The sequence below is a fragment of the Lentzea rhizosphaerae genome (genome assembly GCF_042649515.1).
In the GTDB taxonomy this organism is placed as follows: Bacteria; Actinomycetota; Actinomycetes; order Mycobacteriales; family Pseudonocardiaceae; genus Lentzea; species Lentzea aerocolonigenes.
Window position 1 is genome coordinate 458,588 of sequence record NZ_JBHRZI010000015.1, and the last position, 25,268, is coordinate 483,855.

General features: G+C 68.7%; 21 protein-coding genes. 3 read left to right on the forward strand and 18 right to left on the reverse strand.

Annotated features, from left to right (window positions below; all coding sequences use genetic code 11):
• Window positions 1-16: 16 nt before the first annotated feature.
• From ACFOWZ_RS19145 to ACFOWZ_RS19155, 3 genes are all read right to left on the reverse strand, one after another.
• Entirely contained in the window at window positions 17-748 is a 732-nt protein-coding gene (locus ACFOWZ_RS19145) for a LamB/YcsF family protein (RefSeq protein WP_382374262.1), read from the reverse strand.
• A complete protein-coding gene (locus tag ACFOWZ_RS19150; protein ID WP_382374264.1) occupies window positions 748-1,524 on the reverse strand; it encodes a CPBP family intramembrane glutamic endopeptidase in 777 nt (258 codons plus the stop codon). The genes ACFOWZ_RS19145 and ACFOWZ_RS19150 overlap by 1 nt, the downstream gene beginning before the upstream one ends.
• A 555-nt stretch (window positions 1,525-2,079) precedes the next feature.
• Window positions 2,080-2,958 carry an RNA polymerase sigma-70 factor gene (locus ACFOWZ_RS19155; protein WP_382374266.1) on the reverse strand — a complete coding sequence of 293 codons (879 nt, stop codon included), beginning with the start codon at window positions 2,956-2,958 and terminating at the stop codon, window positions 2,080-2,082.
• Window positions 2,959-3,107: 149 nt separating this feature from the next.
• Between ACFOWZ_RS19155 and ACFOWZ_RS19160 the strand changes: the two genes are divergently transcribed.
• Window positions 3,108-3,587 carry a carboxymuconolactone decarboxylase family protein gene (locus ACFOWZ_RS19160; RefSeq protein ID WP_382374268.1) on the forward strand — a complete coding sequence of 160 codons (480 nt, stop codon included), beginning with the start codon at window positions 3,108-3,110 and terminating at the stop codon, window positions 3,585-3,587.
• Here the strand turns inward: ACFOWZ_RS19160 and ACFOWZ_RS19165 are convergent.
• Genes ACFOWZ_RS19165 through ACFOWZ_RS19175 form a run of 3 tightly spaced genes read right to left on the reverse strand, consistent with a single transcriptional unit; the run spans window position 3,584 to window position 6,692 of the window.
• Entirely contained in the window at window positions 3,584-4,639 is a 1,056-nt protein-coding gene (locus ACFOWZ_RS19165) for an amidohydrolase family protein (RefSeq protein WP_382374270.1), read from the reverse strand. The two genes, ACFOWZ_RS19160 and ACFOWZ_RS19165, sit on opposite strands and share 4 nt — an antisense overlap.
• A 2-nt stretch (window positions 4,640-4,641) precedes the next feature.
• Window positions 4,642-6,201: a signal recognition particle protein gene (ffh, locus tag ACFOWZ_RS19170; protein ID WP_382374272.1), complete on the reverse strand. Its 1,560-nt coding sequence runs from the start codon at window positions 6,199-6,201 to the stop codon at window positions 4,642-4,644.
• 26 nt (window positions 6,202-6,227) lie between these two features.
• The gene (locus ACFOWZ_RS19175) at window positions 6,228-6,692 is read right to left on the reverse strand and encodes an NUDIX hydrolase (protein WP_382374274.1); all 465 of its coding nucleotides are present in this window, start codon (window positions 6,690-6,692) and stop codon (window positions 6,228-6,230) included.
• Window positions 6,693-6,717: 25 nt separating this feature from the next.
• Between ACFOWZ_RS19175 and ACFOWZ_RS19180 the strand changes: the two genes are divergently transcribed.
• Window positions 6,718-10,317 carry an nSTAND1 domain-containing NTPase gene (locus ACFOWZ_RS19180; protein ID WP_382374276.1) on the forward strand — a complete coding sequence of 1,200 codons (3,600 nt, stop codon included), beginning with the start codon at window positions 6,718-6,720 and terminating at the stop codon, window positions 10,315-10,317.
• Here the strand turns inward: ACFOWZ_RS19180 and ACFOWZ_RS19185 are convergent.
• From ACFOWZ_RS19185 to ACFOWZ_RS19240, 12 genes are all read right to left on the reverse strand, one after another.
• Window positions 10,310-10,924 (reverse strand): HAD family hydrolase, encoded by a 615-nt coding sequence (locus ACFOWZ_RS19185; protein WP_382374278.1) that lies wholly within the window; start codon window positions 10,922-10,924, stop codon window positions 10,310-10,312. The genes ACFOWZ_RS19180 and ACFOWZ_RS19185 overlap by 8 nt on opposite strands.
• Window positions 10,921-11,481, reverse strand: coding sequence for an AAA family ATPase (locus ACFOWZ_RS19190; RefSeq protein ID WP_382374280.1), 561 nt, complete (start codon window positions 11,479-11,481; stop codon window positions 10,921-10,923). Before ACFOWZ_RS19190 ends, ACFOWZ_RS19185 begins: the two co-directional genes overlap by 4 nt.
• Window positions 11,482-11,783: 302 nt before the next feature.
• On the reverse strand, window positions 11,784-14,108 hold the full coding sequence (locus ACFOWZ_RS19195) for a [protein-PII] uridylyltransferase (RefSeq protein WP_382374282.1): 2,325 nt from the start codon (window positions 14,106-14,108) through the stop codon (window positions 11,784-11,786).
• Between the two features lie 19 nt (window positions 14,109-14,127).
• On the reverse strand, window positions 14,128-14,466 hold the full coding sequence (locus ACFOWZ_RS19200) for a P-II family nitrogen regulator (RefSeq protein WP_030468004.1): 339 nt from the start codon (window positions 14,464-14,466) through the stop codon (window positions 14,128-14,130).
• On the reverse strand, window positions 14,463-15,752 hold the full coding sequence (locus ACFOWZ_RS19205) for an ammonium transporter (RefSeq protein ID WP_382375091.1): 1,290 nt from the start codon (window positions 15,750-15,752) through the stop codon (window positions 14,463-14,465). Before ACFOWZ_RS19205 ends, ACFOWZ_RS19200 begins: the two co-directional genes overlap by 4 nt.
• Before the next feature lie 351 nt (window positions 15,753-16,103).
• Window positions 16,104-17,612, reverse strand: a complete 1,509-nt coding sequence (locus ACFOWZ_RS19210) for an alpha/beta hydrolase (protein ID WP_382374285.1) — start codon at window positions 17,610-17,612, stop codon at window positions 16,104-16,106.
• Between the two features lie 374 nt (window positions 17,613-17,986).
• Entirely contained in the window at window positions 17,987-18,979 is a 993-nt protein-coding gene (gene alc, locus ACFOWZ_RS19215) for an allantoicase (RefSeq protein ID WP_382374287.1), read from the reverse strand.
• A complete protein-coding gene (gene allB / locus ACFOWZ_RS19220) occupies window positions 18,976-20,265 on the reverse strand; it encodes an allantoinase AllB (protein WP_382374289.1) in 1,290 nt (429 codons plus the stop codon). The genes alc and allB overlap by 4 nt, the downstream gene beginning before the upstream one ends.
• A 5-nt stretch (window positions 20,266-20,270) precedes the next feature.
• Complete coding sequence (locus ACFOWZ_RS19225; protein ID WP_382374291.1) at window positions 20,271-21,284, reverse strand: glycerate kinase family protein; 1,014 nt, start codon at window positions 21,282-21,284, stop codon at window positions 20,271-20,273.
• Between the two features lie 58 nt (window positions 21,285-21,342).
• Complete coding sequence (gene gcl, locus ACFOWZ_RS19230) at window positions 21,343-23,055, reverse strand: glyoxylate carboligase (protein WP_382374293.1); 1,713 nt, start codon at window positions 23,053-23,055, stop codon at window positions 21,343-21,345.
• 3 nt (window positions 23,056-23,058) lie between these two features.
• Window positions 23,059-23,916: an NAD(P)-dependent oxidoreductase gene (locus ACFOWZ_RS19235; protein ID WP_382374295.1), complete on the reverse strand. Its 858-nt coding sequence runs from the start codon at window positions 23,914-23,916 to the stop codon at window positions 23,059-23,061.
• Complete coding sequence (locus ACFOWZ_RS19240) at window positions 23,913-24,659, reverse strand: hydroxypyruvate isomerase family protein (RefSeq protein WP_382374297.1); 747 nt, start codon at window positions 24,657-24,659, stop codon at window positions 23,913-23,915. Before ACFOWZ_RS19240 ends, ACFOWZ_RS19235 begins: the two co-directional genes overlap by 4 nt.
• Before the next feature lie 85 nt (window positions 24,660-24,744).
• Here ACFOWZ_RS19240 and uraD point away from each other — a divergent pair, with 85 nt between their 5' ends.
• On the forward strand, window positions 24,745-25,266 hold the full coding sequence (gene uraD / locus ACFOWZ_RS19245) for a 2-oxo-4-hydroxy-4-carboxy-5-ureidoimidazoline decarboxylase (protein ID WP_382374299.1): 522 nt from the start codon (window positions 24,745-24,747) through the stop codon (window positions 25,264-25,266).
• Window positions 25,267-25,268: the final 2 nt, after the last annotated feature.

Here is a 25,268-nt window from a genome sequence, read left to right on the forward strand (position 1 = left end):
TGGATCCGAATCGGGCCTAGGCGAACGACGTCACGGTGCCGAGCGCTTCCCGCACGGCTCGCGCGTGTTCGGCCGCTCCAGGCGTGTCGCCGTGCACGCACAACGACTCCGCACGGGTCTTGATGACGCTGCCGTCGACCGCGACGATCTCGCCGTCCTGGAGCCTTGTCGCCCGTTCGATGATCTGCGCGGTGTCGGTGAGCAGGGCGTTGGGCTGACCGCGCGGGACGAGCGTGCCCTCCGGCGTGTACCCGCGGTCGGCGAAGGCCTCCTGGACTCCCCGCAACCCCGCCCGTTCGGCCTTCTTGAGCAGTTCGGAGCCGGGGAGGCCGAGGATGGGCAGGTCCTTGAACGCCTTGGCGCCGTTGACCACGGCTTCCGCCTGCTTCTCGTGGTGCACGGTGGCGTTGTAGAGAGCGCCGTGCGGCTTCACGTACACGACCTCGGTGCCTGCTGCTCGTGCGCACGCGTCCAGCGCACCGATCTGGTAGAGCACCTCGTCGGCCAGTTCCACGGGGTCGGCGTCGATGAACCGCCGTCCGAACCCGGCGAGGTCGCGGTACGAGACCTGCGCGCCGATCCGGACACCGTTCTTCGCGGCCTCCTCGCACACCCTGCGCATCGTGGACGGATCACCGGCGTGGAAGCCGCACGCGACGTTCGCGCTGGTGATGATGCTCAGGAGCGCGGTGTCGTCGCCGAGCTTCCAGATGCCGAAGCCCTCGCCGAGGTCGCTGTTGAGGTCCATCAGATGACACCGGCCGACAGGAGGAGGAGAGACAGTCCGGGAAGGAAGTTGTTCATCACGTGCGCCACCATGCTCGCACCGAGGCTGCGGGTGATCAGGCGGGCGACGCCGATGGGAATGGCGATCACGAGGAGCAACCAGGTGCGCTGCGGTTCGAGGTGGCTGACCGCGAAGATCACCGTGGTGAGCACGAAGGCGGCCCACCGGCTCCAGCCCTGACGTTCGACGGCGCCCCAGAGCAGCCCGCGGAAGATGATCTCCTCGCAGATCGGCCCGATGAAGCTCATGTAGACGAACATCGTGATGGCGGCGGCGAGCGGGAGGTTCGCCTGGCTGAAGAGCTCGCCGACGGCGCTCGTGGCGTTCTCCTTGCCGACGATCTTCGCCCACACGGTCGCGGCGGCGTAGGTGAAGACGAGGCCGACGACACCGATCTTGAGACCGATGACGACGTCCGCCTTGGTCATGCTGAGCCGGAGGTCGACGACGGGCCCGTTGCCGCGCACGTAGGTGATCACGACGGCGACCGCGGCCGCGAGCATGATCGGCACCAGCGACCCGATCAGCACGAGCGAGGTCGAACTCTCCAGCGTCGCGCCGAAGCTGTTCCCCACCGCCGTGATGAAGACGGCGCTCAGGATGAAGACGGCTTCCACCAGCAGGAACGCGCCGAATCCCCAGCGCTGGCCGACCCGCTCGGGCTCCGGGTTGCGGCTGATGTCCCGCACGCTCTCGATGAAGCCGCGCTTCGGCTTCAGGGACTCCGGCTCACTCACGCTCTGCAATCTAGTCACGCCGCGGCTACCAGCGGACCAGCAGCGGGCTGTGACGTGATCTGTGGCGCTCTCAAGATCGGTTCACCTCGCGATCGACGGCTTCTGAAGCACCGATGCACTGTCGGTGCCTCGCGATACGCTTGGAGTGGGGACCGCGATCCCCCTTGGGGGACGCTGCCGCCCCCGAATCCGAGGTTACTGTGCGGCACTGACGGAACCGGGCCAAGCATCTGGCCAAAAGATGGTCAGATCGGGTCCCCGCCGGATGTCCTTCTCCTGGTCAACGGATCGGCGTGCGCGGGCTTCGGCTAAACCCCTGTGGGGCTGGGTTGTGTGGGCTGGCCGGGCCGGGTGCGAGCTGGGTGGGGTGTTGGCGAGGCTGAGCGTGGGGGGCCGGACTGCACGCGAGTCGGGCTGGGGTGCGAGTCGGGCCGGGTGTGGTGGGCGGACGAGTGGGTGGCAACGAGCGTTGAGCACTACGCGGACGAACCCCGTGCCGCAGCCAGTCGGCCGGAGCACGGGGTTCGAGTCGCCTGATCCCTGATCGCCGATCAATCAGCGGCGCAGCGCCGTCTCCTGTTCCATGTGCGAGAGCTTCGCCGGGTTGCGCACCGCGTACAGCCCGCTGATCCGCCCCTCGTCCATCCGCAGGGCGATCACCGTGTCCAGCTCGCCGTCGAACTTCACGATCAGCGCCGGGTATCCGTTGGCGTGGCCCGGTTCCATCGTCCAGCCGGTCGTCTTGGCGAGGCCGCCGAGCAGCATGCGGGCCACCTTCGAGGCGCCCACGACCGGACGTGGCACTGCCTGCTTCACGCCGCCGCCGTCGCCGAGGAACACGACGTCCGGGGCCAGGAGGTCCAGCAGGCCCTGGAGGTCGCCGGTTTCGGTGGCGCGTTGGAACGCTGCCAGGGCGTCGCGGGTCTCGTCCTGGGAGACGACTCCTCGTGGGCGGCGGGCGGCCACGTGGGAGCGGGCTCGGTGGGCGATCTGGCGGACTGCGGCCGGGGTCTTGCCGACGGCGGCGGCGATTTCGTCGTAGTCCAGGTCGAAGACTTCGCGGAGCACGAAGACGGCTCGTTCGGTCGGGGTGAGGGTTTCCAGGACCAGCATCATCGCCATGGAGACGCTGTCGGCCAGTTCCACGTCCTCGGCGACGTCGGGGGCCGTGAGCAGCGGTTCGGGGAGCCAGGAGCCCACGTAGGACTCCTTGCGGCGGCCCAGGGTGCGCAGGCGGCCCAGGGACTGGCGGGTGACGATGCGGACCAGGTAGGCGCGGTGGTTCTCGACGATGTCGTGCTCCACGCCTGCCCACTTGAGCCACGTCTCCTGCAGCACGTCCTCGGCGTCGGCGGCGGAGCCGAGCATCTCGTAGGCGATCGTGAAGAGCAGGTTGCGGTGGCTCACGAACGTGTCGGTCGCGACGTCAGGCATTGGTCCCCCTCATGAAACGAGTCTCTCCACGAGACACCGGCCGACCGGGGTTTGTGACAGTGGCATGGGTCACAAGAAGGAGCTGTCACAACCGCAGCGCGACCGGCATCTCGTGGTCGTCAAGCAAGGCCCACGAGGGAGGAAAAATCATGGAATCGCGCTTCGACCTCTTCGCCACCGAGACCGGCGCCAAGCTCGCGAAGCGGTTCGCCGGGCTCGGCATGGCGCTGCACCAGTCGCCGCTGCCCGCCGCCACGGCCGAGCTGGTCAACCTGCGGGCGAGCCAGATGAACGGCTGCGGCTTCTGCATCGACATGCACGTCAAGGAAGCCGTGGCGGCCGGAGAGGACCCGATGCGGCTGCACCTGGTGGCCGGGTGGCGCGAGACCACCGTGTTCACCGAGGCCGAGCAGGCCGCGCTCGCGTTCGCCGAGGAGGGCACGCGGCTCACGCACGAGGGCGTGACCGACGAGACCTGGGCGAGCGTGCGCAAGCACTACGACGACGAGCAGGTCGCCGCGCTCGTGTGCCTGGTCGGGATGATCAACGCCGCCAACCGGATGGCCGTGATCACCCACCAGAAGGGCGGTTCGTACGAGACCGGCGCGATGGCGAAGTTCAACGGCTAGAGGATCCGGCCCCTGAGCATGATCATGCGCGGCGTCCGCAGGGCTTCGAGGTTCTCGCGAGGATCCTCGTCGTAGACCACGACGTCCGCGGCCGCGCCCTCGGTCAGCGACGGGAAGCCGAGCCACTCGCGGGCGTTCCACGACGCGGCACCGATGGCGTCCAGCGGGCTCATGCCCACGCCGTGCAGCGCGATGATCTCGTCGACGATGCGGCCGTGCTGGATGCCACCGCCCGCGTCGGTGCCCGCGTAGACCGGCACACCGGCCTCGATCGCGGAGGCCACCGTCGTCGAGACACGGGCGTGCAGGTCGCGCATGTGGTTCGCGTACGCGGGGAACTTGTCGGCCCTGTCCGCGATGCCGGGGAAGGTCTCGATGTTGATCAGCGTGGGCACGAGGGCGGTGCCCCGTTCGGCCATCAGCGAGATCGTGTCGTCGGTCAGGCCGGTGCCGTGCTCGATGCAGTCGATGCCCGCGTTGATCAGGCCCGGCAGCGCGTCCTCACCGAAGACGTGCGCCGTGACCTTGGCGCCGGCGTCGTGCGCCACCTTGATGGCGGCGGCCAGCTCCTCGTCCGTCCACAGTGGAGCCAGGTCGCCCACGCCGCGGTCGATCCAGTCGCCGACGAGCTTCACCCAGCCGTCGCCGTGCGCGGCCTGCTCGGCCACGGCGGACGGCAGGTCCGACTCGACCTCCACGCCGATGTGCCTGAGGTAGCGCTTCGGACGGGCGACGTGGCGGCCGGCGCGGATGATCCGCGGCAGGTCCAGGCGCTCCTGCAACGGCGTGGTGTCGATCGGCGAACCGCAGTCGCGGATCAGCAACGTGCCCGTGTCGCGGTCGGTCAGCGCCTGCTCGACGGCCTCGGACAGCTCGACGCCGCCCTGCGGGCCCAGACCGACGTGGCAGTGCGCGTCGACCAGGCCGGGAACCAGGAACCCGCCGTCGACCACGGTCTGCGCACCCGGCACCGGCCGGGTGCGCACACGACCGTTGACGATCCACAGGTCTCGCGGCTCGCCGTCCGGGAGGACGACGCCGCGCAGGTGCATGGTCACTTCTTCTTGTCGTCGCCGTCGAACTTGAACTTCGACGGGTCGAAGCCGGGCGGGAGCTCGTTCATGCTGCCGCCGAGCTTCGACAGGTCGGGCATCCCGCCGCCGGAAGGCATGCCGGGGAAGCCACCGGGCATGCCGCCGGGGAGCATCCCGGGGAAGCCGCCCTTGATCTTCGGAGGCGTCGGGCCGCGTCCGCCCTTGCCCTTCTTCCCCTTCTTGCCCTTCTTCCCCTTGCCGCCACCGCCGCCGAAGCCCATCCGGCCGGCCATCGCCGACATCATCTTGCGGGCCTCGAAGAAGCGGTTGACCAGGTCGTTGACGTCGCTGACCTTGACGCCGGAACCGTTCGCGATGCGCAGCCGGCGAGAGGCGTTGATGATCTTGGGGTCGTCGCGCTCCGCCGGGGTCATGCCGCGGATGATCGCCTGGATGCGGTCGAGGTGCTTCTCGTCCAGCATCGCCAGCTGGTCCTTCATCTGACCGGCACCGGGGAGCATGCCGAGCAGGTTCGCGATCGGACCCATCTTGCGGATGGCGAGCATCTGCTCCAGGAAGTCCTCGAGCGTCAACTGGCCGGAGTGCAGCTTCTGCGCGGCCTTCTCGGCCTGCTGCTGGTCGAAGTGCTGCTCGGCCTGCTCGATCAGCGTGAGGACGTCACCCATGCCGAGGATGCGCGAGGCCATCCGGTCGGGGTGGAAGACGTCGAAGTCCTCGAGCTTCTCGCCGTTGGACGCGAAGAGGATCGGCTGGCCGGTGACCTCGCGGACCGACAGCGCGGCACCACCGCGCGCGTCGCCGTCGAGCTTCGTCAGCACGACACCGGTGAACCCGACGCCGTCGCGGAACGCCGTGGCCGTGTTGACCGCGTCCTGACCGACCATGGCGTCGACCACGAACAGGACCTCGTCCGGGTTGACCGCGGCCCGGATGTCGATGGCCTGCTTCATCATCTCCTCGTCGACACCCAGCCGGCCGGCCGTGTCGACGAGGACGATGTCGTGCTGCTTCGCCTTGGCTTCCTCGATGCCGCGGCGCGACACCGAGACCGGGTCGCCGACGCCGTTGCCCGGCTCGGGAGCGAAGACGGGCACGCCCGCGCGCTCACCGACCACCTGGAGCTGCGTCACCGCGTTCGGGCGCTGCAGGTCGGCCGCGACGAGCAGCGGCGTGTGGCCCTGGCCCTTCAGCCACTTGGCCAGCTTGCCCGCGAGCGTCGTCTTGCCGGCACCCTGCAGACCCGCCAGCATGATCACCGACGGCGGGTTCTTCGCGAGGTTCAGCCTGCGGGTCTCGCCGCCGAGGACGTTGACCAGTTCCTCGTTGACGATCTTCACGACCTGCTGCGCCGGGTTCAGCGCCTGGTGCACCTCGGAGCCCTTGGCGCGCTCCTTCACCTTGGCGATGAAGCCGCGCACGACGGGCAGCGCGACGTCTGCCTCGAGCAGGGCGACCCTGATCTCGCGCGCGGTCGCGTCGATGTCGGCGTCGCTGAGCCTGCCCTTGCCGCGAAGGCCCTGGAGAACCGTGGTCAGCCGGTCGGAAAGCGTGGAGAACACGCCGTCCAGACTAGCTAACCGCGCCTTCACCCGAGGTGCGGCTCCCCAACGAGCGTCAGCGCGTGCTCCACCCGCAGCCGCATCGAGGGGTGCATCCGGAGGTTCTCGATGTCTCCAGCCTTCACGAACCGCACCCGTGTCGTCTCGTCACTGGCCGCCGCCGCACCGCCCGTGACGCGCGCACGGAACACCATCGAGCACTCCTGACTGACCGTGCCGTCGTCGTAGGAGGTGACGTGTTGTGGGTCCGAGTAGAGCCCGACGAGCCCGGTGATCTCCACGTCGTACCCGGTCTCTTCTTTGGCCTCCCGCACGGCCGCCTGGACGAACGTCTCCCCCACGTCGACCAAACCGCCGGGCAACGCCCAATAGCCGTCATCAGCGCGTTCGATCAGCAGGAGACCCTCGTCCGTCTGCGTCGCGACCTGGACCACCGGCCACAACCGGTTGGCACGCGGCGCGTCGGGGTCGCGGAAGTAGTCCTTCTTCATGTCCAAATGATGCAGGATGCTCCCCGTGGGACGGATCTTCCTCAGCTACCACGGCCACGACGAGGGCAACGACATCGCGCTGTACCTGCGCGACGCGCTGATCGCCTCCGGCTACGAGGACGTGCACGCCTACACCGCACCCGGCGCCGGCCCTGACGTCTCACTGCCGTGGAGGGACAGCCTGCGCCGCGAACTCCTCGGCGCCGACGCCCTGATCGTCGTGACGTCGCCCGGTTCCTTCTCCGAGTGGTGCACCTGGGAATCGTCGGTCTTCCGCGAGAGCAAACCGCACGCGCCGTGCATGGAGTTCTTCAGTGCACGCTCCACGAACCGTGCGATCCTCAACGACCTGCAAGCCCAACGCGTCGACCACACCGATGCAGACTCTCTGGCAGAAGCACGTCGTACGGCGTTGCTCACCCTCGAACGCGCTGACGTCACCAAGGGCCGACGGCTGGTGTCACCGTTCCCCGGCCTGAAGGCGTTCGACGAGCACCAGGCATCGCTCTTCTTCGGCCGCGGGGACGACATCCAGCGGCTGGCAGAACCGCTGCTGGGCCGCCGGGAGTTCGGCGCCCTCGCCGTGATCGGACCGTCCGGCGCGGGCAAGTCGTCGCTGGTCCGCGCCGGTCTGATCCCCCTGCTGCGACGCGAGGGCTGGACGATCATCGGCCCGATCACGCCTTCCCAGGGCGTTCTGCCCACCGTCGAAGGCCCCGGCCGTCGGCTCGTGGTGCTCGACCAGGCAGAGGAGCTGCTCGCCACCGAGTCCGCCGAGCTGGTGCAACGCCTGGTCGCCGCCAGCCGAGGCGAGGCGTGGGTCGTCTACACGGTCCGCGCCGACTTCCTCGACGAACTCATGCAACGCGAGGACTTCGAGCCGCTCTTCCGCGACAACTTCCTGGTCACGCCACTCACCAAGGCCGAGCTTCCGGTGGTCGTGAACGGCCCGTTGCGCTCCCTCGGCTGGAGCGTGGACGACGCCGCGTTGGGGTTGATCCAGGAGGACGCGAGCCGCGAGTCGTTGCCGTTGCTTGCGTTCGCGCTGGAGAACCTGTGGCGTCACGTGAACCCCGACGGGTTGCGCGCACCGCGGCCGATCACACGGGCTGAGTACATCGCCTCTGGCCGTGTGATGGATGTGCTGCGTAGGCAGGCCGACGAGGCGTTCGCCATGGCACGTGACCTGGTGCGTGACGACGACGGCCAGTGGCCAACGGTCAGAGAAGCCGAGCGGCGCGTGCTGCGGACGTTGCGGCGACTGGTGGCGGTCGACGAGAGCGGCAAGTTCACCAAGCGCGCGGTGGCGGTCGACGAGCTGTCCGCGGACGAACGGAAACTGCTCGACCCGTTCATCACCAATCGTGTGCTGACCGCGACACAGCAGACGGTCGAGGTGGCGCACGAGAGCCTGTTCCTGCACTGGCCTCGGCTCAGGGAAGGACTGGAACGCGACCACGCGGCGTTGCGGGCGCGGCGTGAGGTCGAGGACATCGCGAAGGAATGGTTGAAGCACCCCGACCAGCTGATTGCGCCCTCACGCCTCGCCTCACTGCTGACCGTGTTGTCACCGAACGACGAGACGAGCTGGCCGCAACTCGAAGAAGCCCTCACCGGCCTGCACTTCTCCGCCGACGCCGTCGAGCTGTTCCGGTTGTCCTTGCAGCAACGCGCGGACGACGAGGTGCGCCGGGCGAACCTGCTGGACCCGGAAGACACGTTGCGAACACTGGCCGGAGATGACCTCGCAGTCCGGTTGTTGCTGCACGCACCAGACCGGTCCGGCTGGAGCCGGAGCTTGTTGTCTGCCATGGCTTCCACGCATCGGCTGCGGTCGTTCGAGGGCCACACGGCAGGTGTCTGGGGCGTCGCCTGGTCACCGGACGACACGATGCTCGCGACCGGGTCGAAGGACGGCACGGTGCGCCTGTGGGACACCGAGACCACCGAGTGCCTGCACGTCTTCTCCCACGGCAAGGAATACCGCGGCGACGATCCTGGTTGGGTGCGTTCGGTCGCGTGGTCACCGGACAGCGACCTGATCGCATCCGTCGCGACCGACGAGACGTTGCGACTGTGGGATGCGGGCAGGCGGCAGGAGGTCCAGGTGATCCCGCTGCCGGACCGCCCGTGGTCCGTCCGGTTCGACCGCACGGGGGAACAGGTGCTCGTTGCCTGTGCGGACGGCTGGGCGTACCTGTGGAACGTCGACGGCCTCGGCAGGAACCTGGTCACGGCGGCGAGAGGCGAGGACGAGCAGGGAAACCCCGTCCGGCTGTGGGACGCGGACATCAACGTCTCCGGCACGCGGATCGCCGTGGCGAGGGACGACGGGAAGGTGGGCGTCGCCCCTCCTGGCGGACGACCACCCGACCTCAGTCTGCTGCCGGCGAAGCCGCCGATCCGATCGGTTCGCTTCCACCCTCACTTGCCGGACGTGTTCGCGAGCGGCGGCCAGGACAACGCGGTGGTGCTCCAACACAGACACGCGCAGACGGTGCTCACCGGGCACACCGACCAGGTCAGGAGGGTGGCGTGGTCTCCGAGCGGTCAGCGGTTCGCGACCGCTTCCGCGGACGGGACCGTGCGGATCTGGGACGCGGTGGGCGGCGCGGAGGTCATGTGCCTGCGAGGACACCAGCAGGGCGTCTGCGACATCGCCTGGTCGCACCGCGGGGACCGGCTCTCGTCGGTGGCCGACGACGGCACCCAGCGGGTGTGGAAGGTCGGTTCGGAACCGAAGGAGAAGTTGGAAGCCACGGGATCGGCGGTGACCTCACTGACCTGGGACCCCGTGCGCAGCCGCATGACCACCAGCAGTGGCCCGGACACCTCGTGCGCGTGGACGGTGGACGGGCAGCGGTTCGCGGTCGGGACGTCCATCGGTGAGGTCATCATCCGCAGCCGCGAAGGCAAGGAACTGGCCCGGATGAGGGAAGCCACCGACGGCATCCACGACGTGCAGTGGTCGGCGGACGGTGCGTTGCTGGCCGTCGCCTCACGAGACCGGACCTGGATGCCCAGGGTGTACGACCGCGAGGGCCACCTGCTCAAGACTCCGCCGTGGACTCGGCACTCCGGGTTCCTCCGTGCGGTGTCGTGGCATCCGCGCGAACTGATCTTCGCGGTCGCGGGGGAGGACAACCTGGTGACCGTGAACTCGTTGGACGGCACCCGGTGCGCCTACCGCGAGGGCAAACGCTTCACCTCGGCCGCCTGGCATCCGGACCAGGACGTGCTCGCCGTCGGCTGTGCGGACGGCACGATCGTGCTGCTGAGGATGACCGGTGAGCTCACCAGGATCGGCGAGCTGAGCGGCCATTCGGACGAGATCAACTCCGTCGAGTGGTCGCCGGACGGCCGCAGCCTTCTCACCGCGTCGAACGACCGCACAGCACGTGTCTGGGATCCGTGGACCGGTGCTCAGCGCACTGCGTTGATCGGCCATTCCGGTCCGGTGACAGGAGCGGTGTGGGCCGGCAACGACACTGTGTTCACCGGCTCCACCGACCGCACCTTGCGCGAGTGGAACGTCCTGGACGGCTTCACCCATCCGCTGTCCGGCGCGGCGACAGGAATGGAAATCGGCGAACTCATCAGTGAAGTCCGCCGCAGGATCAGTTGATCCCGTGGCGCGCCAACGCCTCCAGCAACACGGGCTCACGCCGCCCCACCGGAGCCGTCGAGATCTGCTGGAACCGCAGCCCGGCAGCCACCGCCGCGCCGTCCGCAACAGGGTCGTCGCCGACGTACAGGCACTCGGCCGGTTCGACGTCCAGCCGCACGCACGCCGCCTCGAAGGCCCGCACCGAAGGCTTCGAGACGCCGATCTCGAACGACAGCGCGAACGCGTCCACGGACAGCGACTCCCGCGAGAACACCGGCCGGATGTCCCACGAGATGTTGCTCAGCACCCCCACCTTCAGCGGGCGCACGACCTCCAACGCCGCGGCGGTGTCGGGGTACGGCAGCCAGAACGCCGGGTTGTGCAGGCGCTGGAACAGGTCGTCGGGCATCGAGAGCCCGGCCAGCCGGAACAGGGTCCAGTACGCCGACCGGTTGGCCAGCGGAGTCAGGTCTCGCGCCTCCCACACGGCGCGCTCGGCGGCGTTCATCCGCGCCACGTACTGGGCGGGCGCGCGCAGCACGGTGAGGTGCTGCGGGGAGAGCCAGCGGTAGGTGGGACGCCCGAACAGGGTGCCTGCGAAGTCGAAGAGGACGGCCTTGATCACGACACCATGATGCGCAGACCACCCGAGGTCCCCGCACGGGTGAGGAGCGTCACGCCGGCGAATCCGAACGGCACCCAGCCCGCCTCGAACTGCGCGCGCATCGACGAACCGCGGCGGACGTGTCGCTCGAACGCGTGAGTCCTCACCACGCGGCGGCGGGCGATCTGGCCGTCCAGGGCCTGGGCCGCGGAGGCGTCGAGCCACAGGAAGTGGCGTGAGCGGCCCGACAGCAGGCCGGCCAGGACCAGCATGAACCGCGTTCCCGGCCTGGTGGACGGCTCGTGCACGACCAGCAGGCCCGTGCCGAACAGGGCTGCCCAGAACACGCGCAGGCGGTGTGTGAGGTGCACGAGGACGCGCCAGTACTTGTAGGGCAGGCGCAGCCGCGGTTCCAGCCACAGGCGCACCTGGTCGGAGTCGAGCACGGTGACCGGCTCGTCCGCGTCGAGGCGGGTGAGCAGCGTCGTCTTGCCCGCGCCGGGGATGCCGGCGAGGACTACGAGCGAGCGGCGCTGCACTCGGACGGCGGTGGTCTGCGTGTTCAACACGGCGGTCATGTCCTAGAAGACGTGTTGACCTTCCCTCTCGTTCAGTTTGGTCCGATTTCTCACGAAATGCACGACGGGGCCAACACCCACAAGACAGCAGAAAACCGGCCGGGGCAACCGGTGGTGGGTTGCGCGGTGCCTCCCCCGGCGCCGCCAACGCTTCCCCACCGGCCTGCCCCGGCCGGGTCCACAAGCCCGGAAAGTGGTCCACCCCTCGAGGACGCTTTCCGGACACCACGAAGACTGCCGTGTTCCGGAGGCGCGGAGGAGCGTGAGCACCCTGAGTGGTTGTGCGTAGAGCTACTCAACCTCTACTTGGCCGCGTCGAGCACCGCCCGTTCGATCCGCTTCCGGTCGAGGTCGTCGCCCGCGATGCTGAACGAGTCGACGACCGTCGCGCCCAACGTGGAGACGCGCGCCCACTGCACGTCGGCACCGCACTGCTCCAACGCGCCGGCCACTCGGTGCAGCAGTCCGATGCGGTCGGCGGCACGCAGTTCGAGCACCACCGCGCCGGTCGCCTCGTCGTCGAACCACAGCACGCGAGCGGGCGGCGGGTCGAGCGGCGGGCCGCCGTAGTCGCGTTCCTTGGCGGCGAGCTTGTCCGCCAGCACGAGTGAGCCCTCGATCGCCCTCGACAGCTGTTCGCGCAGCAGCGACGCGTCCGGCAGCGAACCGAACCGCGGCGACACCGTGAACGCGTCCACCGTCGCACCGCCGTGCGAGCGCAACGTGGCCGCGTGGACCTCCAGCGAGTTCAGCGCGAGCACGCCGGCGGCCTTCGACAGCATGCCGGGACGGTCCGGCGCGAGCACCGTCACGACCGCAGCGTGGTCCTGCTTCTCCAGCAGCACGTCCGGTTTCCCCGACGCCGCAACACGTTCCGCCATGGCCACGTGCGCCGGGTCGAGCGGTTCCGGTTTGGGCAACGCCTCCCCGGCCATCGCCGTGCGGCAACGCTTGACCAGGTCGGCCAGCAGCGCGGCCTTCCAGTCCGTCCAGACTCCCGGCCCGGTCGCGAGGGAGTCCGCCTCCGCCAAGGCGTACAGCAGCTCCAGCAGAACCGCGTCGCCACCGAGCGTCTCCGCGACGCGGTGCACGGTCGCCTCGTCCTCGACGTCACGCCGGGTCGCGGTGTGCGGCAGCAACAGGTGGTGCCGGACCATCATCGACAACGTCTCGACGTCCTGCGGCCACAACCCGATCCGCTCACCGATCTGGGTGGCGAGCGCCGCCCCCACCTCGGAGTGGTCCTGCTGACGCCCCTTGCCGATGTCGTGGACCAACGCGCCCAGCAGCAACAGGTCCGGCCGCGCCACGGTCGTCGCGAGCCGTGCGGCGTGCGCGACCGTCTGCACCAGGTGCCGGTCGACCGTCCACATGTGCGCGGCGTCGCGCGGCGGCAGGTCCCGCACCGCACCCCACTCGGGGAACAGCCGGCCCCACAAACCCGTGCGGTCCAACGCTTCCACGACGTCCACGAGCCCGGTGCCGCTGCCCAGCAACGCGAGCAGCTCCTCGCGGGCCTCGCGCGGCCACGGCTGGCGCAGCTCCGGCGCCGAGTCCGCGAGTCGCGACAACGTACCGGACGCGATCGGGTGCTTGCTGCGAGCCGCCGCCGTCGCGACTCGCAACAACAACGCGGGATCACGACTGGGAACCGCGTCACGGGCGAGAGACACCTCAGACCCGTGCAGCACAACGCCTTCGTCCAACGGCCGACGCGGCGGCTGGCCGCGCAGGAAGGCCCCGAGACCGCGTTTCGGTGCGGCGGCACGAGCCGTCCGCATGGCCACGTCGAAGGCGTAGACGACGGTGCGTGCGGCGGAAGAGAGCGAACGAGCCAAGGCGAAGCGGTCCGCCAGCCCCAGCGCGGAGGCCACCTCGTCGCCGTCCTGTGCCCGCAGCACGTCACGGGGTTTCCGCGCCACCCGGCGAAGTTCGGTGCGCACGTCCAGCAACAGCTTGCGCGCTTCCCCCACGTCGGCCGACGGCCGGTCCACGACCTGCGCGATGGACAGCGCGTCCAGGATCGTGATGTCCCGCAACCCGCCGCGGCCGTGCTTCAGATCGGGTTCGACGCGGTGCGCGATCTCGCCGCTGCGGGCCCACCGCTTCTGCGACGACTCGGCGATCTCGTCCAGCCGGTTGCGCACGTTGCCGCGCCACGCCTGGCGAGCACCTTCTGCGAGCTTCGCGGCGACCTCGGCGTCGCCCGCGATGTGCCGGATGTCCAGCAGCCCCAACGCGGTCCGCAGGTCGCCGGCGGCGACCCTCAAAGCCTCACCGACCGTGCGGACCGAGTGGTCGAGGCCGATGCCGGAGTTCCACAGCGGGTACCAGAGCTTCTCGGCGATCTCGTCGATGTTCTTGACGCCGTTGTGCACCAGCACCAGGTCGAGGTCGGAGTAGGGCACGAGCTCACGCCGCCCCAGCCCGCCGACCGCCACGAGCGCGACACCCGATCCGGATATCCCCGCTCCCCCCGCGTGTTTGGTCAACCAGAACTCGTGCAGGTCCACGAGTGCTTCGCGCAGAGGTTCGGCGGCCAAGCGACGACGACCTGGCGCGAGCAGCCGTTCGCGTGCTCGCACCAGGTCGTCAGCCGTGACGACGGCCGTTTCGTTGTTCTCCACGGGCCGTCTCCTCAGTTATTTACAGCGCATCCGATCCACGTTCGCCCGTGCGCACACGCACGACCGTGTCGACCGAAGTCACCCAGACCTTGCCGTCACCGATCTTGCCGGTGCGGGCGGCCTCGACCACCGCTTCCAGCACCTTGTCGACCTGGTTGTCGTCGATGACGACCTCGATCTTGATCTTCGGCACGAAGTCCACGGAGTACTCGGCGCCCCGGTAGACCTCGGTGTGGCCCTTCTGGCGGCCGTAGCCCTGCACCTCGCTGACGGTCATGCCCAGCACCCCGAGCTGTTCCAGGGAGCTCTTCACGTCGTCGAGCGTGAACGGCTTGATGATCGCGGTGACCAGCTTCATGACTTGTTGCTCCCCTCGAGAACCGCGGTCGCACCCGCGGTCACACTGCCCTTGTTGGCACCGCGAGCGCTGGAGAACGCGCCGAACTCGTAGGCCGACTCGGCGTGCTCCGCCTCGTCGATGCCGCCGACCTCGGACTCTTCGGCAGCGCGGAAGCCGACCGTCTTGTTCACCACGAACGCGATGATGAAGGTGAGCACGAACGAGAAGGCGAGCACCGCGACGGCCGCGATCGCCTGCTTGCCCAGCAGGCCGAACCCGCCGCCGTAGAACAGGCCGTCCGCACCGGCCGCGTTCACGCTGGTGGTGCCGAAGAAGCCGATCAGCAGCGTACCGACGAGACCACCGACGAGGTGGACACCGACGACGTCGAGCGAGTCGTCGTAGCCGAAGCGGAACTTGAGGCCGACGGCGAGGCTGCACAGCGCACCGGCGATCACGCCGATCGCGATGGCACCGAGCGGGCTGACGAACGCACAGGCCGGGGTGATGGCGACCAGACCGGCGACCGCACCGGACGCGGCACCGAGGGTGGTGGGCTTGCCGTCGCGGAACTGCTCGACCAGCAGCCAGCCGAGCACGGCGGCGGCGGTGGCGACGGTCGTCGTGGCGAACGCGACGGCAGCGGTCTCGTTGGCACCCAGCGCCGAACCGGCGTTGAAGCCGTACCAGCCGAACCACAGCAGAGCGGCACCGAGCAGCACGAACGGCAGGTTGTGCGGCCGCATGGGCTCCTTCGGCCAGCCCTTGCGCTTGCCGAGCACGAGCGCCACCGCGAGACCGGCGGCACCGGCGTTGATGTGGACCGCGGTACCACCGGCGAAGTCGAGCGCCTTGAGGTTGTTGGCGATCCAGCCACCGACGACGGAACCGTCAGCGCTCGAGAACGCGAAGACCCAGTGCGCGACCGGGAAGTACACGATCGTCACCCAGAGGGCGATGAACAGCGTCCAGCCCCAGAACTTGGCGCGGTCAGCGACCGCACCGGAGATCAGGGCGGGCGTGATGATCGCGAACATCAGCTGGAACATCACGAACGCCATCGTCGGGAACTGGTGGTCGGCAGGACCGCCCAGCGTGCCGAGAACGCCCTTCAGGCCGATGAAGTCGAAGTTGCCCAGCAGGCCGGCACCGAGGTCGTTGCCGAACGCCAGGCTGTAGCCGTAGAGCACCCAGAGGACGCTGACCACGGCCAGGGAAATGAAGCTCATCATGAGCATGTTCAGGACGCTCTTGGAACGGACCATGCCCCCGTAGAAGAAGGCCAGGCCCGGCGTCATGAGCATGACCAGCGCCGCGCTGATCAGCACCCAGGCCGTGTCACCTGTGTTCACGTCGACCTCCACTGCACGTCGGTTGCAGGGAGCATCGAGATGTCCTGTTTCACGCGCTTACGTGGAACGTTTCGCGGAGGTGAACTGACGACGTGGACGTGTTACGTCTGCGTTTCGCGGGGTTCACGGTCACGATTCGGCACCCTCACGGTGCCGAGCCGATGACGAGGAGTGACGCATGCCCTCCCTCTTCCGAGGCAATCGACCTCACCGGAGGGCTCGCTGGACACCGTGGGCCGATGGGCGTCAGGGGCGCTTTCCCGGGTCCCGGGAAAGCGCCCCCACGTCATGTGACCGGTGAAACTAGAACGGGCCCGCGATCTTCGGCTTCGCGGACAGGATCGACGCCTCGGCAGGCGGCTCGACCGCGGCACAGGACGTGCCACTGCGCGGCAGCTTCAGCGACACCATGTACTCGTCGTTGATCTTCAGCGTGCACTCGCTGCGGTCGTAGACGCCGTGGCCCCAGCCCTCGTAGGTCACGAAGACGGTGGTGTCACGGGACTGCCGGTGCGCGTTGACCGCCCACTCGTAGACCGTCGCCGGGTCGTGCTTGGCGTTGGTCATGAGGATCTTCGGCGCGTGCTTGATGTTCAGCGGACGCTGCGGGTTCGTGGCCTTCGGGAACCCGACGCAGCCCATCATGGCGCCGTGGCCGAGCGACGAACCGCGCGTGTTCGGCGCCACGCGGTTCTCCATGGCGTAGAGCGCCTGGTACTCGCCCCACGAGCTGACGCGCAGGTTGTAGTCGTTGCAGAAGATGCCCGCGAACGGGTTCTCGAACGTCTCACCCGCCGCGAACGCCGTCACGGACGCGGGCGTGCCCTGGACCAGCGTGGCGATGAAGTCCGCGAACGGCTTCCACGCCGGGCCGTAGCCCATGCTCACGACGAAGGCCCCGAGGCGCTGGCCGGTGATGACGTTGCCCTGCGGGTCCTTCACCTCACCGCGGTCGGCCTTGGCGAGGAGGTCCTTCCAGATCTTGCGCAGGTCCTTGCCGTAGAACGGCGACGACGGCGTGCGGTCGCTCCACTTGACCCACTCGTTGAACGTGTCCTCCGCACCGCGCGCCTCGGTCTCGAGGAACCTCCAGGTGCCGAGGCTGTGGTCCATGTTGGAGTCGATGATCATGGCGCGGATGTTGCGGCCGTACTGCTCCGCGTAGTGCTGTCCCATGATCGTGCCGTACGAGACGCCGTAGTAGTTGATCTTCTTCTCGCCCAGCGCCCGGCGGATCGAGTCGATGTCGTTCGCGACATCCCTCGTCGAGGCGTGGTCGAAGATCGCACCGGACACCTTGCGGCAGTCGGCGCGCAGTTCCTTGTTGAACTCGACGAGCTTGTCGAACTCGGCCTTGGTCGTCGGGTAGTCGGACGGCTGGCGCTGGAGCACCTCCGCCGAGCACTTGATCGGCTGGCTCCGCGCGACACCGCGCGGGTCGAACCCGATGACGTCGAACTTGTCGACGATGTCCTTGCTGAAGTAGCGGTCGGCGCCGAACGAGAAGTCGACGCCCGACCCACCCGGACCGCCGGGGTTGATCACCATCGCGCCGATGCGCTTGGACTGGTCGTTCGCCTTGCGGCGCGAGACGGCCAGCTGGAACTTCTCCCCGTTGGGCTTGGCGTAGTCGATCGGCAGCTCGAGGAAGCCGCAGTCGATCGTCGGCACCTCCGCGCACGGCTTCCAGTCGATCGCGCCGACCTTGTACTCCGGCTGCCCTTCCGGAGCCGCGAACGCGAGCGATGAACTACCCAGAATCAATGCAGAACTCGCGAGCGCGGCCCCAAAGACGCGCACCATCGGTTGCATGGATTTCCTCCCTAGATCCCCGATCTTGCGGGAGGAAACGCTTCCACCGTTGGTGTGACGCAGACAACCAACCGAGGTATGAAAAGAATCAGACCGTAGTTGTACAACCACCGTAAGGGACTACTTTTGGCCCACAACGATCGTAGGGTGCCTTACGGCTCGACTGCGGCACACGTCGTCCCGTACGAGACGCAGTAGTAGCTGATCTTCCTCTCACCCAGCGCGCGGCGGATCGAGTCGATGTCGTCCGCCGCCTCCCTCGACGGGGCGTGGTCGAAGATCGGCCCGGACTGCTTGCGGCAGTCCGAATTTCCTCCTCAGTTCTGCAGGAGAAACGCTTTCATCGAGCGGGTAGCACAGGCAACAAACGGCTCTCAGCTGGTGCTTTCAGCCCACGCCGACCGCAGGTGCGCCAGGCCGTCGCTCGTGGGAGTCCCGATCAGCCGGAGTCGCGCCATCCCGCCGTCCGGGTAGATGTCCAGCCGGGCGTGCGTCACCTCCGGGCCCTCCACGACGAACCGGTGCCGCGTGTCGGGCTGCAACCGCGTGCGCGGCAACAGGTCGAACCAGGCCTCCGGGTCCTCGCGCTCGTCGCAGCCGCGCACCGACGCCCAGCCCGGCGCGTTGCCCTTGAAGTGGCTCGTGTCGAGCTCGACCAGCTGCACCACACCGGCCGCGGCGAGCCGGAGCGACACCCAGTCGTTGCCGTCGTCACGCCGGCGCGCGGTTTCCCAGCCCTCGCCCATGACCGTGGCCTGTCCGGGGGAGATGAGGTTGTTGGGCGAGCTGTAGAACATGTTGCTGCAGCCCGTGACGACCGCGCCGTTCTCCAGCGCGGCGAGGTCGATGCCCGGTACGAGCAGCCGCGGGTCCGCGAGCGGCTGCCCGTGCACGCGCAACCGGGCGACGCCGCCGTCCGGGTCGATGGTCAGCCGCACGTGCGTGACCCGGCGGCCCTCGCTCACGTCGAAGTAGTGCTTCTCGTCGCCCTTCAGCGCGGACCGTTCGACCAGCGGGAACCAGTCGGTGATCTCGTCGCCGGACGGGTAGCCCTCGACCTGGGCGCCCTCCACCCAGCAGAACGGCGGGTAGTTGCCCTTGAAGAACGCCGTGTCGACGACGATCCCCTTCACGACACCGGGCATCCCGAGCCTGACCACCGCCTGGTCCACGCCCGCCTCACGACGGCGGCGCGTCTCCCAGCCGTCGTAGACCTGCCCTTTGTGACCGAAGGTGTAGGTCTGGTAGACCGGCTCGGCGGGTTTGATCAGGTTCTCCCGCTCGGCGAACAGCTCGTCGTTCGCCCACACCACACCACCCCCGACCGCGCGCGAGGCGAGATCAGGCAGCCGGGTCCACTCCGTCATGCTTCTCCTCTGCGTAGCAACTTGCCTTGCGTCTGACCGATTTCCTTGCCCCGCAACCACGTCTGGCGCACGACACCGTGCAGTTCCCGACCGTGGTACGGCGTGACGGGATTGCGGTGGTGGAGTGCGTTCTTGTCCACCACGAACGTCTGGTCCGGCGCGAACACCACGAGGTCCGCGTCCTTGCCCACCTCGATGGAGCCCTTCGTCTCCAGCCCGACCTGGCGCGCCGGGTGCGTGGCCATCCAGCGGACGACGTCGGTGAGGTGGAAGCCGCGTTCCCTCGCCCCCGTCCACACCGCCGGCAACCCGAGCTGGAGCGAGGCGATGCCGCCCCACGCCGTGGCGAAGTCGCCGGCCTTCAGCTCGACGGTGCTCGGCGAGTGGTCGCTGACGACGAGGTCGATCACGCCGTCGCGCAGGCCCTGCCACAGCGCCTCGCGGTTCTCGGCCTCCCGGATCGGCGGGCAGCACTTGAACTCCGTCTGCCCGTCGTGGATCTCCTCGGCCGTGAACGTGAGGTAGTGCGGGCAGGTCTCCGCTGTCACGGGCAGCCGGTCGCGGTGGGCGCCCTCGATGACGTGCAACGCGTCCGACGACGACAGGTGCAGGATGTGCGTGCGGGCACCGGTCTTGCGCGTCAGTTCGACGACGTCGCTGATCGCCTTGTTCTCCGCCTCACGGGGCCGTGACGCGAGGAACCCCGCGTAGTCGGGCTCGGAGTCGCGGACCGTGTGGGCGTCCTCGGCATGCACGATCGTCAACGCGTCCAGGGTCGCCAGCTGCCTCAGCGCGGCTTCCAGCTCCGACGTCGTCACGGCGGGGAACTCGTCCACGCCCGAGTGCAGCAGGAAGCACTTGAAGCCGAAGACGCCGGCCTCGTGCAACGGCTTCAGGTCGTCGAGGTTGCCGGGGATGATCCCGCCCCAGAACCCGACGTCCACCGAGACGTTCGCCGCCGCCTTGCGCTTGATCTCCAGCGCGGCGACCTCGACGGTCGGCGGGATGCTGTTGAGCGGCATGTCGATGATCGTCGTGACCCCACCGGCGGCAGCGGCACGAGTGGCGGTCTCGAAGCCCTCCCACTCGCTGCGGCCGGGGTCGTTGACGTGCACGTGGGTGTCGACCAGGCCGGGCAGCAGCACCTCGTCGTCCGCGAGGTGCACGACGTTCGGCGAGTCGATGAACGGCTCGACGGCGACGATGCGGCCGTCGGCGACACCGACGTCGCACGCGATCTCACCCTGTGGGGTCACGACCCTGCGGGCGCGGAAGACCAGGTCCATGGCACTCACTCTGACACCCAGTCGCGGGCGATGCGACCGCCGAGTTCGGTGAGCAACGACTCTGCCCGCGCCATGCACCGCGTGATATCGGGTTCGACGTCCAGCAGCGCGTAGGCGGCCTTCAGCCCCAGGTCACCGGGCTCGACCGAGCACTGACCGGCGACCGCGACGACCGGAACGTCACCCGAGGCCCTGACCACCCCGTACGGCGCCTTGCCGTGCCGGGTCTGCGCGTCCAGTGAACCTTCGCCTGTGATCACCAGACGCGCGTCCCGGACGGCTTCGGAGAAGCCGGCCAGCTCCAGCACCACCTCGATGCCCGGCCGGAACCGCGCGCCGAGGACCGCGAGCGCGGCGAACCCGATCCCGCCCGCCGCACCGGCACCGGGCCGTCCCGCGTGCTCCAGGCCTACCCGCTCGGCAAACGCCCTCAACCTCGCTTCGAGGATCTCCACCTGCTCGGGTGAAGCACCCTTCTGCGGCCCGTAGACCGCCGCCGCACCAGAAGGACCGAGCAACGGGTTGTCCACGTCCGAGGCCAGCACCAGGTCGACACCGTCGAACGACGTCTTGCCCAGCGCCTCCAGCATCCCCGCGCCGCCGTCCGTGCACGCGCTGCCGCCCAGCCCGAGGACGATCGTGGTGCAGCCGACGTCGAGCGCGGCCTTGAGCAGCTCACCGACGCCGTGGCTGGTGGCGGTGAGCGGCGCGGGTTCGTCGAGCAGCGTGAGCCCCGCCGCCGAGGCCACCTCGACCACGGCGGTCGTGCCGCGCACCGCGAACGACGCGGGCACCGGCTTGCCGGCCGGGCCGGTGACCCAGCGCCCCACCTTCAGGAACCCGGCGGCGACGGCGGCGTCGACGGTGCCGTCGCCGCCGTCGGCCACCGGGAGCAGGCGCACGTCCACGTCCGGGACCGCCTCCCGCAGGCCGCGCGCTATCGCCTCCGCGACCCGCGGGGCGCTGAGCGACCCCTTGAACTTGTCCGGCGCGACAACCACGCACCTGTTTTTCGTCACGCGGGGCCCTTCCGTGCGCTCAGAGTGAACGAAAGCTCCCCGCGTGCACTCCAGCGACTCACGGGACGGGCTCGTATTCGCGCATGGCGGCGATGGAGGTGCCGTTTGCCGTGTTGCCCTCGCGTTCGATCATGATCTCGACGAGGACGGGGCGAGAAGTGCGGTCGGCCTCCTTGCGCGCCCACTCGAGCGAGCTGCGGATCTCGCTCGGATCGGCCACGCGGACGCCGGAGCAGCCGTAGGCCTCCATGATCTTCACGTTGTCCGAGCCGGTGGTGTCGTAGTGGATGTCGACCTCGTACTTCATGTCGTAGCCACCGTGGTCCTCGGCCATCCTGATCAGGCCGAGGTACTCGTTGTTCAGCATGATCAGCACGAACGGCACGTCGTACTGGGCGCCGACCGCGAGCTCCTCCACCAGGAACTGGAACGAGTAGTCGCCGACGATGCCGACGACCTCCGCGTCCGGCTGTGACTTCTTCAGGGCCTTCTTGACCCCGATGGCCGCCGGGATCTCCCAGCCGAGCGGTCCGGCCTGGCCGCACACCTGGTAGTGGCGCGGCTTGTGCGCCTTCTGGTGCTGGCCGGACCAGATCTGGTAGAGCCCGATGGCCGTGACGAAGTAGGTGTCCGGGCCGTAGAACTCGTTGATCTCCTTGAACACCCGCGGCGCCTTGACCGGCACGGTGTCGAAGTCCTCGCGCCGCAGCAACGTCCGCTTGAGCTCCTGGCACCGTTCGACCCAGACGCCCTTCTCCCGAGGGCCGTGCTGCTTCGCCTTGTCCAGCAGGGCCTTCAGGAAGAGCTTGGTGTCCGCGACGATCCCGAGGTCCGGTCCGAACACCTTGCCGATCTGGGTCGGCTCGACGTCGACGTGGATGAACTTGCGCGAGCCGCGGTAAGTCGCGAGGTCACCGGTGTGCCGGTCGCCGAACCGTGCGCCCAGCGCCAGCACCAGGTCGGACTCCAGGAACGACGCGTTGCCGTAGCGCTGCGAGGTCTGGATACCGGTCATGCCCGCGTAGAGCGGGTGGTCCTCGTCGATCGCGCCCTTGCCCATCAACGTGGCCTGGATCGGGATCTGCAGGAACTCGGCCAGGTCCAGCAGTTCGGCGGACGCCTCACCGAGGATGACACCGCCACCGGCGAGCAGCAGTGGCCGTTCGGCGGCCAGCAGCATCTCCAGCGCGCGCTCGACCCGTGCGTCACTCGGAACGCTTCTCTGCACCGGCAACGGCTCGTCGATCGTCGAGTCCCACTCGATCTCCTGCTTCTGCACGTCGATCGGCAGGTCGATCAGGACGGGACCGGGACGGCCCGAGCGGGCGATCCGGAACGCCTCGCGGAAGATCCACGGCATCTGCGCGGCTTCCTTGACCTGCACCGCCCACTTCGTGACGGGCGCGGCGATCGAGACGATGTCGACGGCCTGGAACGCCTCCTGGTGCAGCTTGGAGACCGCGGCCTGGCCGGTGATGCACAGGATCGGCACGGAGTCGGCCTGCGCGGTGTACAGGCCGGTGATCATGTTCGTCCCGGCCGGGCCGGACGTGCCGATCGCGACACCGACGTTGCCGGTCGTGCGCGACCAGCCGTCGGCCATGTGCGTCGCGCCCTCCTCGTGCCGGACGATGAGGTGCTCGATGGAGCCGTCCAGCTCCATCGCCTTGTACAGCGGCAGGATCGCGGCGCCGGGGCAGCCGAACACGGTGTCGATGCCCTCGGACTTGAGGACCTCGACGACCGCTTGCATGACTGGGATCTTCGGCATGTGTCAGGCCCTTCCCGCGAAGTTCTCGATGACCTTGAGCAGCGCGGAGTGGTCGAGCGAGCCGTAACCCTGCGCGCGAGCCGCCGCGACCAGTGCGGCGATCTGGTTGGTGACCGGCAGCGCGACGTCGGCGGCGCGTGCCGCGTCCAGTGCGATGCCCATGTCCTTGTGGTGCAGGTCGATCCGGAAGCCGGGCTGGAACTCGCGCGCGATCATCGTCTCGCGCTTGAGGTCGAGGATCCGGTTCGCTGCGAGACCGCCCGCCAGCACGTCCAGGCCCGCCTTGGGGTCGACGCCGGACGCCTCCAGCAGCACGATCGACTCGGCGACCAGCGCGTAGATGCCGCCGACCATCAGCTGGTTCGCGGCCTTCACGACCTGGCCGGCGCCGTGCGGGCCGACGTGGACGATCGTCTTGCCGACGACTTCCAGGAACGGCCTGGCGGCGGCGAAGTCCGCTTCCTCGCCGCCGACCATGATGCTGAGCGAGGCCTGGATCGCACCGGTCTGGCCGCCGGACACGGGCGCGTCGAGCACGCGGACGTGGGAGAGCTTGCGGGCGATCTCGATCGACGTGGACGGGCGGATCGTGCTCATGTCGATCAGCAGGGTGCCGTCGTCGAACGAGACGCTGCTGACGACCTCCTCCACCTGCGGGTGGTTCGGCAGCATCGTGATGACGACCTCGGCGCCGGTGACGGCGTCCTGCGCGGACGCGGCAGCCGTGCCGCCGTCGGCAACGAGCTTCTCCAGTGACGCGGAGCTGAGGTCGAAGCCCGTCACGTCGTGTCCTGCGGCTACGAGGTGGGCCGCCATCGGGCTGCCCATGATGCCGAGGCCGATGAAACCGATCCTGGTCATGCGTTGTCCCTCCAAGCGAAGGAGTGGGTGACGGGCTTGTACTCGGCGCCGACGAAGCCGCTGTAGCCGTTCGCGCGGAGCTTCGCGAGATGCCCGAAGAGGTCGAGTTCGCCGGTGCCGGGCTCACCGCGTCCGGGAGCGTCGGCGATCTGCACGTGACCGATGCGGTCGACGTGGTCGGCGAGGGTGTCGAGGTCGTCGCCGTTCGTGGCGAGGTGGTAGAGGTCCGCGAGCAGCTTCACGTTGCCGCGGTCGATCTCGTCGATGAGCTCGAACGCCTGGTGGGCGGTCTTGATCGGGTACTTCGGCGCGCCGCTGAGCGGTTCGATCACGATCTGCGCGCCGATCTCCGCCGCGACGTCGGCGGCGAAGCGGTAGTTGGCGACGGTCTGCGCGGTGGTCTCGAAGTTGCCGTGCAGCGCGTTGAGCGTGCGGCAGCCGAGCCGGGCCGCGATGGCGGCGGTGACCTCGACGTTCGTCCGGAACTCGGTCTCCCTGCCCGGCCAGCTCGCGAGGCCGCGGTCGCCCGACGGCATGTCGCCCGCGAAGAAGTTGAGGCCGACCAGGCGCACGCCGGCGTCCCCGATCGCGGCTTCGAACGCCTCGATCTCGCGCGTCTCGGGTACGGCGTCCGCGAACGGCCACCAGATCTCGACCGCGTCGAACCCGGCGGCACGCGCCGCCTGCGGACGCTCCAGCAGCGGCAGTTCCGTGAAGAGCATGGACAGGTTTGCGTCGAACATCGCTTTGGCCGTTCCTTCCACATTGCGGAAGTTCAATTTCGCTCTATGGAGACACTAGACATCTCACTTGGCCCGGGTCAAGAATGTGGAAGTTAGATTCCGCGATACAGAAACTTGGAGAGCCGTGGACAGCTTCAACAGCGCCCCGGAGGCCGAACTGCGACCTCTGCTCACCGAGTGCCTCGCGGTACCCCGCTGGGTCGACGCGGTGGTGGCGGGCAGGCCCTACGCGTCGATGGATGCACTCCTCGCGGCTTCTCACGTTGCCGCACAAGGACTTTCCGACGAGGAGGTGCTCGGTGCGATCGCCGGGCACCCGCGCATCGGCGAACGACAGTCCACAGGTGGGGTGTCGGCGAAGTGGTCGCGGTCCGAACAGTCCGGTGTGGACAGCTCCCAGGCTGATCGCCTGGCGGCTGCGAACGCCGCGTACGAGGATCGGTTCGGGCACATCTACCTGGTGTGCGCGACCGGCCTGAACGGTGCGGAGATGCTCGACAACCTGTCCAGCAGGATGGACAACCCGCCGGATGTCGAGCTCCGCGTCGTCAACGACGAACTCGCGAAGATCGCCGCCTTGCGGCTGCAGAAGCTGATCGGGAGCTGAAC